Annotated in this window: 14 protein-coding genes and 1 tRNA gene; 3 read left to right on the forward strand and 12 right to left on the reverse strand. The window is 52.4% G+C overall.

Annotation, left to right across the window (positions count from 1 at the left end):
- The 5 genes from motB to flhD form a co-directional block, all read right to left on the reverse strand.
- A partial coding sequence (gene motB / locus Q7T06_RS11020; protein ID WP_304784585.1) for a flagellar motor protein MotB occupies positions 1-992 on the reverse strand: 992 nt, incomplete at its 3' end.
- A 56-nt stretch (positions 993-1,048) separates the two neighbouring features.
- Complete coding sequence (gene motA / locus Q7T06_RS11025; protein WP_304784587.1) at positions 1,049-1,909, reverse strand: flagellar motor stator protein MotA; 861 nt, start codon at positions 1,907-1,909, stop codon at positions 1,049-1,051.
- A gap of 188 nt (positions 1,910-2,097) precedes the next feature.
- Positions 2,098-2,898 (reverse strand): class I SAM-dependent methyltransferase, encoded by an 801-nt coding sequence (locus tag Q7T06_RS11030; protein ID WP_304784590.1) that lies wholly within the window; start codon positions 2,896-2,898, stop codon positions 2,098-2,100.
- A gap of 33 nt (positions 2,899-2,931) precedes the next feature.
- Positions 2,932-3,480 carry a flagellar transcriptional regulator FlhC gene (flhC, locus tag Q7T06_RS11035; protein WP_304784592.1) on the reverse strand — a complete coding sequence of 183 codons (549 nt, stop codon included), beginning with the start codon at positions 3,478-3,480 and terminating at the stop codon, positions 2,932-2,934.
- A gap of 58 nt (positions 3,481-3,538) precedes the next feature.
- Complete coding sequence (gene flhD, locus Q7T06_RS11040; protein WP_304784594.1) at positions 3,539-3,856, reverse strand: flagellar transcriptional regulator FlhD; 318 nt, start codon at positions 3,854-3,856, stop codon at positions 3,539-3,541.
- A 757-nt stretch (positions 3,857-4,613) separates the two neighbouring features.
- Here flhD and Q7T06_RS11045 point away from each other — a divergent pair.
- A complete protein-coding gene (locus tag Q7T06_RS11045; RefSeq protein WP_304784596.1) occupies positions 4,614-4,820 on the forward strand; it encodes a hypothetical protein in 207 nt (68 codons plus the stop codon).
- A 110-nt stretch (positions 4,821-4,930) separates the two neighbouring features.
- Here Q7T06_RS11045 and Q7T06_RS11050 read toward each other — a convergent pair whose 3' ends face one another.
- From Q7T06_RS11050 to cysS, 7 genes are all read right to left on the reverse strand, one after another.
- Entirely contained in the window at positions 4,931-5,446 is a 516-nt protein-coding gene (locus Q7T06_RS11050; protein ID WP_304784598.1) for a hypothetical protein, read from the reverse strand.
- Between the two features lie 84 nt (positions 5,447-5,530).
- A tRNA-Ser gene (locus Q7T06_RS11055) sits at positions 5,531-5,624 on the reverse strand.
- Positions 5,625-5,722: 98 nt separating this feature from the next.
- Positions 5,723-6,976, reverse strand: a complete 1,254-nt coding sequence (locus Q7T06_RS11060) for an aspartate kinase (protein WP_304784600.1) — start codon at positions 6,974-6,976, stop codon at positions 5,723-5,725.
- Between the two features lie 152 nt (positions 6,977-7,128).
- Positions 7,129-8,523, reverse strand: coding sequence for a tRNA lysidine(34) synthetase TilS (tilS, locus tag Q7T06_RS11065; protein WP_304784602.1), 1,395 nt, complete (start codon positions 8,521-8,523; stop codon positions 7,129-7,131).
- 3 nt (positions 8,524-8,526) lie between these two features.
- Positions 8,527-9,501: an acetyl-CoA carboxylase carboxyltransferase subunit alpha gene (locus tag Q7T06_RS11070; protein ID WP_304784605.1), complete on the reverse strand. Its 975-nt coding sequence runs from the start codon at positions 9,499-9,501 to the stop codon at positions 8,527-8,529.
- A 46-nt stretch (positions 9,502-9,547) separates the two neighbouring features.
- Positions 9,548-10,189 carry a DNA-3-methyladenine glycosylase gene (locus Q7T06_RS11075; protein WP_304784614.1) on the reverse strand — a complete coding sequence of 214 codons (642 nt, stop codon included), beginning with the start codon at positions 10,187-10,189 and terminating at the stop codon, positions 9,548-9,550.
- Positions 10,190-10,194: 5 nt separating this feature from the next.
- Entirely contained in the window at positions 10,195-11,592 is a 1,398-nt protein-coding gene (gene cysS, locus Q7T06_RS11080; RefSeq protein WP_304784608.1) for a cysteine--tRNA ligase, read from the reverse strand.
- 438 nt (positions 11,593-12,030) lie between these two features.
- On the opposite strand from cysS, the gene Q7T06_RS11085 reads away from it, so the two are divergent.
- Together Q7T06_RS11085 and Q7T06_RS11090 are read left to right on the forward strand one after the other, a co-directional pair.
- Positions 12,031-12,609: a peptidylprolyl isomerase gene (locus Q7T06_RS11085; RefSeq protein ID WP_304784610.1), complete on the forward strand. Its 579-nt coding sequence runs from the start codon at positions 12,031-12,033 to the stop codon at positions 12,607-12,609.
- A 44-nt stretch (positions 12,610-12,653) separates the two neighbouring features.
- A partial coding sequence (locus tag Q7T06_RS11090; protein ID WP_304784612.1) for a peptidylprolyl isomerase occupies positions 12,654-12,941 on the forward strand: 288 nt, incomplete at its 3' end.

Below are 12,941 nucleotides of genomic sequence, written 5' to 3' on the forward strand. Positions count from 1 at the left end.
GGTGCAGGTGCAGGTGCAGGTGCAGGTGCAACAGGTACAGGTGCAGACGGCACTATAGCTGCGCCATTGACGCTGCTCTCCACTGTCTGCTTTGCCGTTTCCTCATTGACTACATCGACAGTCCGGTTTTCTTTCGTGATGGACTCTTCTGTTTTCTTGTTCATCACGATGATGCTGATGCGTCGGTTGATAGGATTGTATGGATCGTTCGCGTCAAACAAGACCGCCGAAGACAGCCCCACAACGCGCAGCATTTTTACATCTTCCATTCCGCCCGCGATCAACTCCCGGCGCGATGCATTTGCGCGGTCAGAAGACAGTTCCCAGTTGCTATAGCTTTTCTCACCGCTGGAATAAGGGGTGGCGTCGGTATGTCCCGACAGGCTGATCCGGTTCGGGATGTCGTTGAGGGTTTTGGCAATCTCATGCAGGATCAGCTTGGTATAAGGTTGCAGTTCTGCTCTCGACAAGGCAAACATGGGCCGATTCTTTTCATCGACGATCTGGATGCGCAAGCCTTCTGAAGTGATATCAAGCAAAAGTTGATTTTTGTACTGACGCAGACTTGGATTGGAATCAATTGCCTGCTCTATGCGTTCTTTCAGGGATTTGAGTCGCTGGTTTTCCTGCCTGGCCAGTTCTTCCTCGGCAGCCTTCAGGCTGGCTTTCGACGTTGAACTGCTTTTATCTTCGCCCTTTTTCTGCTGGCCATCGACGCGGGTCATGTCTTTTCCACCGCCCTTGATGACGCTGGTGGCGTCGCCACTCCCTGAGCCACCGGCCATTGCGACTTTCAACGGTGTGCTGAAGTAGTCGGCGATGCCCTGAAGATTGCCCTTGGTGGTGGAACCCAATAACCACATCAACAGGAAAAACGCCATCATCGCGGTCACGAAATCTGCATAAGCGATTTTCCAGGCGCCGCCATGATGGCCGCCACCTGATTTTTTAATACGCTTTACGATAATGGGACGGAGTCCTTCGTCAGCCATGTCAGTCCCCGCTAGGTTCTATTATTTTTATTGTTTTTTATGTTGGAAGGTTCAGTTTATTTTGATTTCGACTGCTTGATGTGTTCTTCCAGTTCGTTGAATGAAGGACGTTCTGTCGAAAACAAGACCTTGCGACCAAACTCGACTGCGAGCGCCGGCGCATAGCCGTTCAGGCTTGCCAGCAAGGTGACCTTGATGCATTGGAACACCTTGGAGGATTCGTGCAATTTTTGCTCAAGAACGCTGGATATCGGCGACACAAAACCGTAAGCCAATAAAATACCCAGAAAGGTACCGACCAAGGCATTCGCGATCAATATCCCCAACTCTGCCGGTGGCAAACCCACCGACGCCATCGTATGCACCACGCCCATCACCGCCGCCACAATACCGAACGCAGGGAAGCCGTCACCCAGTTTTGCAACGCAATGCACAGGGACTTCACCTTCGGCATGATGCGTATCGATTTCATTGTCCATCAGATTTTCGATCTGGAACGCATCCATGTTCCCCGATACCATCAATCGCAGATAATCGGTGATGAACTCAATAATATGATGATCCGACAGCACTGCCGGATACTTGGTAAAAATCGCACTTTCTTCCGGCGCATCGATATCGCTTTCTATCGACATCAAACCTTCCTTGCGCACCTTGGTCAGTATCTCGAACAAAAGCGTCATCAATTCCATGTACAAGGCTTTTGTATATTTGGAACCTTTGAGAACAGTGGGCAAGGCTTTCAGGGTGGCCTTGATTGCCTTGCCGTTGTTACCGACAAAAAATGCCCCCAGTGCTGCACCACCAATCATCAGCAATTCGACTGGTTGAAACAGGGAGGCCATATGACCGCCGGCAAGCGCGAAACCGCCAAAAACAGAGGCGAGAACGATGATATATCCAATGATAACTAACAAGCGTGCGCTCCGGTTCTAGGTTCAATATGCCATTATTGCCTTAACAGTTGCCAATGCGCAACCGTGATGACGTCACGTTTGTTGTAACGATACGGTCGGCAAAAATTTCTGGGCGCGGCTATATGTGTTTCAACGGCTGGAATTGCTGGAACTTGAGTTGCAGCGACATCCAGGAAGGCGAATAAATCCTACATCCGCCAACCATAAATCTGTGGACTATTTAAGACAGGCGACACCACAAACGCAGGCGCGACATCGGGAATGATGAATTCATAGCTAAGTAACATCGTTCCAGGCCGCATTTCGGAGCACGCTTTTTTCCACAAGCCCGGCATCGCTACCGGTGACAGATATGCGAACACAACATCGTAGTCGGCGAAATTCAAGCGGCCGTAATCGCCCCGTGCAAAATGCGCGTGCGACCCCAACAAGTACGCACGCAGGACGCTCACCAGCCATGGCAACGGTGCAATCTCTATGCCGACAAATCGGCTGTCGGCGCGGCGCCGGGCTAAATTCAGGACCAAACCACCCAGCCCGCTACCTATATCAATGAAATGGATGCCTTGATCCTTCGGCAATAGGTCAGCAACCGCCTTCCATGTCGCCAAGCCGGATGGATAAAAAGGGACCTGGGTGCGAAAAGTTGTCCAGTACAGACAAAGAAAAACGAGGAAGGCAAACAGAAAAAGCACGGGCGGCAACTGCAAAGACAAGGCAGCGATCAGCGCAAGAGGGAAAAACAGGCTGATCGCCAGCCACCAGGATGCCAAACCGCGCCAATAAGAAAACCCGGCGGCAAGCAAACCCTGCAATATTGCAGCGAGGTAGATATTCATCGTCCAGCCGAAAAATGTGGCCAGGCCGAACGCAAGCGATACGAGGATGAAAAAAGAAAGGATTTGAAAAAAAAGTGCCTGCACGGCAGGCAAATGAAGCAGGAATTCAGGGGCGCGCAGCTTTGCGCCAGAGCGCCTCGAAATCTTCACACAGACACTCTTTACAGAAAATGGGTGACCCGCTCAAGCTGCCAGCAATGCCGCATCCATTTTGGCACGCTTGGTTTTGCCGGCCCGGGATGGCATGTGGCACAAACCGCAAGTGTAATTCGTATTCAAATCCAGGCGATGCACGACAAAATTGCCGCCGCATGCACTGCAGCACGCTGTTGCCAGCATTTTACTATCGAAAAATCGAACCAGGGTCCAGGCCCGCGTGAGCGACAAAACCGGCTCGCCATCCGCAGCCGTATCAACCTGCTCCAGATACAGCTTGTAGGCTTTCATCACAGCCTGGATGCCGGAAATCTGTGCATGCTCAACCAGGTACTTGTGTATGCCGACAAACAAGGAAGAGTGTATGTTCGGCTGCCAGGTAATGAACCAGTCGGTAGAAAATGGCAGCATGCCTTTCGGTGGCGAGACGCCACGCAACTCTTTGTACAATTTCAGCAATCGTTCGCGCGAAAGCGATGTTTCCGATTCCAGCAACTGCAAGCGTGCACCTAAATTGATGAGTTCAATTGCGAGTTGAATTTCCTGGGATTCCGTAACTACGCTTTTCTTGGCCATTTCCGCACTCTTTTCTGAGAATTACAGCAACATGATCTATGCTTGGAAAACAGCGTAATTAAGCGATTTGCTCAACAGCCTGTCCCGCCATCAAGATCGCAGCATGCGAATGTGCGAGCGAGCGATCCTTGTTGTAATTAGTCAGCATGCCGAGGATGGCGCCGTCATCGAAACGAAAGCGGGCCAGCATCATGTTGGCGCCGGCAAGTTTCAGAATTTGCGCATTGTTCATGTTTTCGATCAAATCAGCGATTTCATTGCTGATGCCCAGGCGGAAGATTGCAGTTGCCTTGTCGGCACGGATCATTTGCTGCGCCAGCATCAGGTAGCTCAGATTAGCGTCGCGAATTTCTGCAATGATGTCGTTATTGGTCATGTTATCCCCTTACCTGTGAATGTCTTTGGCTGCAATTTGTGAGCCAGTGAATGCATTCTGAAGCGGGAAACAAGACGCTGAAATAGGCAGCACCCTGTATTTTCATACAGAGAAGACGACAATAGGCCAGTAGGCGTTTGTCTTACAAACGCCGACCAGCATACGATACACACCACATGGAATGGCGCGGAGAGGGGCTTGGGTACTGCGTCTGCGCATTTAATGCCAGCTCAGACCATAGCCCGGAAAGTGACTAGAAAGAAAATTTATTTTGTCTTTTTATTAACTGAATTTCTCAAAAATTTTAGTCAAAACAGTAAAAAATAAAGCTGTTTTACTGCCTCATGTATCTTTAACGGCACGGTTTTGCAGAACTTTAGGGTTCCGGCAAAATAAATTTAATAAATTTATGCCTTTATCTAAGTCTGGTAACGGCGGGCTTTTTGAGAACTTTAGGGTTTTCGCAAAATTATTTCTGTTTTCTGCCCCGCCAGGTATAAGCACCTGAGATTGGATTGCTTATTATGTCCGCTCGATGTGTCCTGCTTGTGTGCCTTTTGTATCGAAACTGACATACGACTCGGCATTGCCGGCGCAGCGCTGGGGAAAGTCGTTGATTTACCCGCTGCTCTTGCATTTCAGTCTGCACCCATGCGCAAGAAAATGACCAGGCGGGCCCCACTCTCTTGCAGAGATTGTAGAAAAAATCTGCTATTGTGGGATCGCATATCCCACTCTCAACCTGAAGGAGACTCTTATGGATTTGGTAGAAAAATTCGACGCCAAAGGAAAAACCGGGACCGGCTACCACGTGGAGGTTTATCAAACCCCGATAGATGTATCTGACGAGAGCGCACTGCCAGGCAGTAAAACCTATCAATTGGCCGATGGCCGGGCACTCGATCCGCTGTCGGATGCCAAGTTCAAGATCATTCAGACTGGCGAAAAAATTTACCGGATTTAATGATCATTGCCCTTACCCGGCTCACCAGCGAACACCCATTAAAAAAGCCCGCAATATGCGGGCTTTTTTAATGCAGCAACCAGGGTATGCACCCTCTCTTGTGGCGGCATTCAGAAATGCAGCTGAATGACCTCGCCAAATGCCGCTTCCGCAGACATGCCTTTTTTCATCAAGTCACTGATTTCCTGTGAATGGGCGCGTATCCCTTCCGGCAGTTTCTGGATATTGCTTTTGAAGTACTCGTATTTCTGCGTATCGATCAGGTCGCCCGCCTTGGCAGCTGCCGGGCTGCTACGGGTGCTGGTGCGTGCTGTGCGGGTGGCGGCAACCTTCTTGACGCCGACGCCTGCTATCGCCGCCTTGATTTGCTCCAGCGTCAATATGCCGGTGGCGTTGCTGCCGACGAATTCATCTTCCTTCGGATGCACCAGATGATTGTTGCCGTCAAATGCCATCTTCTTGTCAAAAGTATTGATGACTTGATAGTTGGGCCGCTGACCCGGGCCGCTCAAGCCGAATTGCACGCGTTCGCCATAAGATGTCATTTGCGTCACGACGTCATTCAAGTAATCTGCAGTCAGTGTGTCCAGGCTTCCATTCCAGCGTTTGGTTCTTTTCGTGTTCAAAATACATTGTTCCAGTAAAAGTGACATGATCCAATTCGAGCAAAGAAAAAAGCCCTTGATTTTCATCAAGGGCTTCTAATCTTTTGGAGGAGGCGGTGGGAGTCGAACCCACGATACAGGTTTAAGCCCGTATGCTTCCTTAGCAGGGAAGTGCCTTCGACCACTCGGCCACGCCTCCACATTACTTCAGTAGCTTCACACTGCCCGCTACCGCAAGGTTCAGTATCATAACTTTTCAGGCATGTCTGGTCAACCAAACTATGCCATCAGCATGACTTAATTGTTTTTTTCCAGATCGAAGGTCTTGTGCAATGCGCGCACTGCCAGTTCCATGTATTTTTCATCGATCAAGACAGATATCTTGATTTCGGAAGTCGAGATCATTTGTATATTGATACCCTCTTCCGACAAGGTGCGGAACATTTGCGATGCGATGCCGACGTGGCTGCGCATGCCTACACCCACTACCGACACTTTTGACACCTTGGTGTCGCCTTGTATGCTGGCCGCGCCTATATGCGCTTTCACGCTGTCGTTGAGTACATCCATCGCCTTGGCGTATTCAGCACGCGGAACGGTGAAAGTGAAATCCGTTTTGCCCTCGACCGATTGATTTTGGATAATCATGTCGACTTCAATATTGGCAGCGGCAACCGGTCCCAGTATCTGGTAAGCGATGCCCGGGCGATCCGGCACGCCCAGAACGGTGATCTTCGCTTCATCGCGACTGCATGCTATACCTGTGATGGCGGCTTGTTCCATGTGTGTATCTTCCTCAAACGAAATCAGTGTGCCGGATTTTGCTTCTTCTTCCAGCGACATCATAGGGTCGGTCAGCGACGACAATACGCGCGTCGGCATCTTGTAGTTGCCGGCAAATTCGACGGAGCGGATTTGCAGCACTTTCGAGCCTAGCGACGCCATTTCGAGCATCTCTTCAAAGGTGACGGTTTTCAGGCGGCGTGCTTCAGACACGATGCGCGGATCCGTCGTATAGACGCCATCCACATCGGTGTAGATCAGGCATTCCTGCGCCTTCAGCGCCACTGCCACGGCGACTGCCGAGGTATCCGAACCACCGCGGCCCAGGGTGGCGATATTGCCTTCGTCGTCGACGCCCTGAAAACCGGTAATGATGACGATGCGACCTGCATCCAGGTCCTTTTGCACTTTGACCGCATCGATAGACTGGATGCGCGCCTTGGTGAAAGCGGAGTCGGTCTTGATCGCCACCTGCCAGCCAGCGTATGACACCGCTTCCTTGCCGACTGAATGCAAGGCCATTGCCAGCAAGGCAACGGAGACTTGCTCGCCGGTGGAGGCCAGCATGTCGAGTTCGCGTGGATCCGGTTGCGGCATCAACTCCTTGGCCAAGCCGATCAAACGGTTGGTTTCGCCAGACATGGCCGACGGCACCACCACGATTTGATAACCAGCGTCATGCCATTTGGCGACGCGCCGGGCGACATTCTTGATGCGCTCGGTAGAGCCCATCGACGTGCCGCCGTATTTGTGTACGATTAAAGCCATAAGGATAGAAAAAGCGCGCTTGAAAAAAGAAAAAAGCCAAAAAAATCAACCCACGACTTTACAACGTGCAGCGCAGAATGACAAGTCCGGCAAGGGTTTCCAGCCATTTTCAAATTATCAAAGTGACCAAAAATCGTGCCAGACGCGATTTATCACAAATCGAATTGCCAGCGAAACGCGATATGCGGCCCGGCTTCGCTACTGAGCTGGTGGCAATCCATGCCGATTCCTGCAGCAAACAACAACTGTTTCCCGACAAAAACCAGTGGCAGGCGCTCGCGCTCCCAGGCTGGCACATCGCAAGCCTGGTAATGGTATTTGAGGCTTTTTGTCGGCCGGTTGAAGGCTGGCTTCAAGCGCTCACCGCCGCTGCGCAACTGTATCGTCAAGTCTTGCGAGCGCAGCCATGCTGCATCTGCGCCCTGCTCGGCCGCCTCGAAAAACAGCGTGCCACCGAACTCGGCAAAATGGATGGCGGCTTCGCCCTGCCAGTGGAAGGCCCGCGGCTCCTGCTCCAGCGTTTCCGGGTCCAGCTTGGGCGTGATGTAGACGCGGTCGCGATGGCGCCGGATATGGCAATCGGCATGCGTGACACACAATTGCGCATCGTGTTTGGCTTCCAGCAGTTGCGTGCGCATTTCATTGAGCCAGGCAGTCGAAGGCATGCGCACGCTGCGCAAGCCGAACCAGTAGCGCAACATGTTATCGATGCGATCAGCGCTGAATTGCCTTAGCTTGCTCACATCCAGGCAGGCACCATCGAGACACAAGGCCAGATCCTGTGCCGCGAGTTCAATCAGCAGGCGTTGCGCCGATTGCGCATGCTGTGCAGTACGCGCAAAGCGTTGCTGAAAACCCGGGAAGTGTTGCGCCAGCGCCGGCATCACCTGATGGCGCAGCGCATTGCGTGCATAGCGCGGATCCAGATTGGATTCATCTTCGACAAAGGCGATCGCATGCGCGGTCGTATATGCCGCCAGATCCACGCGGGCCAGCTGCAGCAGCGGCCGTCCCATCAGCAAGCTTGCATCGCCGAGCAAATCCGCGGCATGGTTGGCACTGTCCATGCCGGACAATCCTGCCACCCCCGAGCCGCGCAACAATTGCAGCAGCACGGTTTCCGCCTGATCATCCTGGTGATGCGCAGTCAGCAGCAAAGGGACGTCATGCGTGCGGCACATCTCGCCCAGCGCCGCATAGCGACTGTGGCGCGCAGCTTCTTCGATCCCGCTTTTTTCTTTTTTCTCGATTTGTACACGACGCGCATCAAAGGCCACGCCCAGTGCAGCACACTGTTGTTCGCAATGCGCCAGCCAGCTGTCTGCATTCAGGCTCAGTCCGTGATGCACATGGAAGGCAAACAGTTCCAGGCCGTGGTGTTGGGCGTAGGCATGCAGCAGATGCAGCAAGGCGGCAGAATCCAGCCCGCCGCTATAGGCAATCGCCATTCTGGGCGCAGCAGATCCGGAAAGAGAAACGCGCGTCCGGATTTCCCCTAACGCGCGTTCAAATTCACTTTGCGTTGCCGCAATGTCTTTATTTGTCACACATCATTCCGGTGTAGTGATCTCTTTGAACTTGCCATAACTCATCAATTTTTCATGGCGCGCTGCCAGCAAATCCTTGGTTTTCATACCCTGGAACTGGCGCACGGTATCGGCCAGTGCCCGCTTGACCAGTGCCGCCATCTGCTTCGGATCGCGATGTGCGCCGCCCAATGGTTCAGTGATGATCTTGTCGATCAAGCCCATCGCCTTCAAGCGATGCGCAGTCAAGCCCAGCGCTTCTGCCGCATCGGAAGCGCGTTCTGCGGATTTCCACAGGATAGATGCGCAACCTTCAGGCGAAATCACTGAATAGGTTGAGTATTGCAGCATCAGCACTGCGTCGCCGACCGCAATCGCCAAGGCGCCGCCGGAGCCGCCTTCGCCGATGATGGTGGCAATCAGGGGGACTTTCAATTCCGCCATCACATACAGGTTGTGGCCGATCGCTTCCGACTGACCGCGCTCTTCGGCGTCGATACCGGGGAAGGCGCCTGGCGTATCGACAAAGGTAAACACCGGCAAGCCGAATTTCTCTGCCACCTTCATCAGGCGCATCGCCTTGCGATAGCCTTCCGGTTTCGGCATGCCGAAATTGCGCAGGCTGCGTTCTTTCGTATCGCGACCTTTTTGATGACCGATCACCATGCAAGGCATGCCGTTGAAGCGCGCCAGGCCGCCGACTATGGACAGATCGTCGCTGTAACTGCGGTCGCCATGCAATTCATGGAAGTCGGTGAAGATTTCATTCACATAGTCCATCGTGTATGGACGTTGCGGATGACGTGCAATCTGGGAAACCTGCCACGGCGTGAGCTTGGCGTAGATATCCTTGGTCAGCTGCTGGCTCTTCTTCGACAGCCTGTCTATCTCTTCCGAGATATCGACTGCAGAATCATCCTGCACAAAGCGCAGCTCTTCGATCTTCGAATCGAGTTCTGCAATCGGCTGTTCAAAGCCGAGGAAAGTCGTTTTACTCATCGTGCCTCCTTCTGATCAACACGAGGTGGATATTCGTATCTGGTTACTATTCTGCTGCTGCATCCAGGCTGCGCCACAGATACCATGTTGCCACGGTACGGTATGGCTCCCAATTGGCGGCCACTTCGCGCGCATCGCTGCGTGAAACCGGTTCGCCGGAAAAATAATTACGGCTGATGCCAGCCAGCAGACCGAGATCATCCAGCGGCAGTATATTCGGTCGGAGCAGATTAAATATCAAAAACATCTCCGCTGTCCAGCGTCCTATGCCGCGTATCTGTATCAATTCCGCGATAACGTCTTCATCTGCCATCTCGGCCCACTTGTCATAATTGACACGTTTCGCCTTGAAATGGTCGGCCAGGTCGAGTATGTATTCAGCCTTGCGCTTGGATAAACCGCAAGTCGCCAGTTTATCACCTGCCTTGACGACCTGGGCAGGCGTGCACTTAGGGCAGACTTCGAGAAAGCGTCGCCACACGCTATCGGCCGATTTGACAGAGATCTGCTGGCCGATAATGGAGCGCGCCAGCGTCGAAAACGGTTCGCCGCGCCCGACCAGATGCAAATCGCCAAACTGCGGGATCAGCTTGCGCATGATACGGTCGCGTTTCATCAACTCGACCTTCGCGTCTTCCCAATAGACTGGCAAGATTCGCGTTTCATCAGCGGCAATCATTTTTTCCATCCCGCTTAAGCCCTTCGCCATTCGGTCAAACCGCCGGGTTTATCTTCAAGGATGATGCCTTTTTCCAGCAAGGCTGCGCGTATGCGATCCGCCTCGGCAAAATTCCTGGTTTGTTTTGCATCCACGCGCGCGGCAATTTGCTCGGCAACAAATGTTTCCATATCGTCATCCTGCGCTGCATGCGCCAGCTTCGCGCGCAAAAACTGCTGTGCCGGACGCTGCAAAAGACCGACTATACCAGCCAGCCGGTACAACTGGCGCGCCAGAATGGCTGATTTGTTCTTGTTGATTTCATTTGCCAGCTCAAACAACACGGCTATCGCCAGCGGCGTATTGAAATCATCATTCAAGGCATCCGCAAAGCGGATCGCATGCGCTTCCGCCATATCCAGCGGCAAGGCATCGGGCGCAACTTCTTTCAAGGCGGTATACATCCGCGTCAATGCATTGCGCGCATCGTCCAGGTGCGCATCGGAATAATTCAACTGGCTGCGGTAATGCGCGCGCAGGATAAAGAAGCGGACGACTTCCGGATCGAATTTTTCCAGCACTTCGCGTATCGTGAAAAAATTGCCCAGCGACTTGGACATCTTTTCATTGTCGACACGCACGAAGCCGTTATGCATCCAGTAATTGACGAAGGTATGCTTGCTGGCGCCTTCGGATTGCGCGATCTCGTTTTCGTGATGTGGAAATTGCAGATCCGCGCCGCCGCCATGTATATCGAATTGCTCGCCCAGCAAATCACACGCCATCGCCGAACATTCTATATGCCAGCCCGGGCGGCCACTGCCCCATTTGGACGGCCACTTCACTTCTTCCGGTTCGGATTCCTTGGATGACTTCCACAGCACGAAGTCCAGCGGATCGCGCTTGCCGGTATTAACATCGACGCGCTCGCCGGCGCGCAGATCGTCCAGCGATTTGCCGGACAGCTTGCCGTAACCGGCAAAATCGCGCACTGAATAATTGACATCGCCATCGGATGATTTGTAAGCCAGGCCGTTGCGCTCCAGCGCGTCTATCAAGCCCAGCATTTGCGGCACGTAATTGGTCGCGCGCGGTTCATGATCAGGTTTTTGCACGCCGAGCGCCGCCGCATCTTCATCCATCGCATCGATGAAGCGTTGCGTCAAATGCGAAATCGATTCGCCATTCTCTGCCGCACGCTTGATGATCTTGTCATCTATGTCGGTGATGTTGCGTACGTAAGTAACTTCGTAGCCTGAAGTACGCAACCAGCGCTGCACCAGATCGAACACCACCATCACGCGCGCATGCCCGATATGACAATAGTCATACACCGTCATGCCGCACACATACATCCGGACTTTGCCCGGATCGATAGGAGTGAACGACTGCTTCTCACGCGCCAGCGTATTGTAGATCTTCAGGGCACTCATCTATGGTTGTCTGTTTCGACCTGGAATTTGTTACAAGGCATGATGCGCATCGTCAACTACATATACCCGCAAATCCGCGATGCTGATGCGACTAGGTCGCCAAAACACTTTGTCATACTTCTTTTTGATAAAATGCACGTTTTTGCGGCAGTATAGCATTGATGAAATCCGCTCCCGCCGCCGAAATCCCTGCCTGCTTACGACAGCTGCACCAACATATTTTTAAATGCACTCAGCCGCTGGAAATCAGTGAAGCAAACGGCACCAGCGCATTGCATGCTTAACTTGCAGGCGGGACGGCATAATATGATAGTGCCGCCATTCCTGCAACCAGAGCATGGAATCAAGCAGCATGCAATTCGCTGGAACGGATCGATGAAAGATCGAACTTTGCCAGCATCACTTTACAGTCCGTCCATCAGAATGAAGGAAGTCAGAATGAAATTTTCCCGTCGTCGCGTCATGACCATCGTTGCAGCCATATCGTTGTCAGGCGCATTCCATCTGGCGCAAGCTGCAGGTGCTCCGCATGTGGTACTGAAAACGAATATGGGTGATATAGAACTGGAACTGAACCAGGATAAAGCCCCGAAATCGGTAGAGAATTTTTTGCAATACGTTAAAAGCGGCCATTACAACGGTACTATTTTTCATCGTGTCATCAGCGATTTCATGATCCAGGGCGGCGGCTTCGATAAAGACATGCAGCAAAAACCGACGCGCGCAGCTATCCAGAATGAAGCCAAGAACGGCTTGAAAAACGATGTCTATACAGTTGCAATGGCACGCACCGGCGACCCGCATTCAGCCACTTCCCAATTTTTCATCAATACGGTCAACAACAATATGCTGAACTACCCTGGCCAGGACGGCTGGGGCTATGCAGTATTCGGCAAGGTCGTCAAAGGCACTGAGGTCGTCGAAAAAATCAGGCAAGTCAGCACCGGCAATCGCGGACCGCATCAAAACGTGCCCGCCAAACCGGTGATCATTGAATCGGCTACCATCGTTCAATAATTTATTTTTTCAGTTTTACCATTTCACATTTATCAAGGAATCATATGGCTGTCATCCTCACCACCAACCTCGGCAAGATCACGATCGAACTCGACGCAGAAAAAGCACCAAAAACGGTAGCTAATTTTCTTGCCTACGTCAATTCTGGTCATTATGCCGGCACCATTTTTCACCGCGTGATCGATGGTTTCATGATTCAGGGCGGCGGTTTTGAGCCTGGCATGAAACAAAAACCGACCAATGCCACGGTAGAAAATGAAGCCAAGAACGGCCTCAAGAACGACATGTACACGCTGGCTATGGCACGTACCTCGGACCCGCATTCGGCTTCC

This window comes from Herminiimonas sp. (assembly GCF_030645555.1).
In the GTDB taxonomy this organism is placed as follows: Bacteria; Pseudomonadota; Gammaproteobacteria; order Burkholderiales; family Burkholderiaceae_D; genus Oxalicibacterium.

Coding starts and splice junctions, on each gene's coding strand:
- flhC (WP_304784592.1), bottom strand. CDS start 3,480: ATGGCCAAGAAAAGCGTAGTTACGGAATCCCAGGAAATTCAACTCGCA.
- flhD (WP_304784594.1), bottom strand. CDS start 3,856: ATGACCAATAACGACATCATTGCAGAAATTCGCGACGCTAATCTGAGC.
- Q7T06_RS11045 (WP_304784596.1), top strand. CDS start 4,614: ATGGATTTGGTAGAAAAATTCGACGCCAAAGGAAAAACCGGGACCGGC.
- Q7T06_RS11060 (WP_304784600.1), bottom strand. CDS start 6,976: ATGGCTTTAATCGTACACAAATACGGCGGCACGTCGATGGGCTCTACC.
- Q7T06_RS11070 (WP_304784605.1), bottom strand. CDS start 9,501: ATGAGTAAAACGACTTTCCTCGGCTTTGAACAGCCGATTGCAGAACTC.
- Q7T06_RS11075 (WP_304784614.1), bottom strand. CDS start 10,189: ATGGAAAAAATGATTGCCGCTGATGAAACGCGAATCTTGCCAGTCTAT.
- cysS (WP_304784608.1), bottom strand. CDS start 11,592: ATGAGTGCCCTGAAGATCTACAATACGCTGGCGCGTGAGAAGCAGTCG.
- Q7T06_RS11085 (WP_304784610.1), top strand. CDS start 12,031: ATGAAATTTTCCCGTCGTCGCGTCATGACCATCGTTGCAGCCATATCG.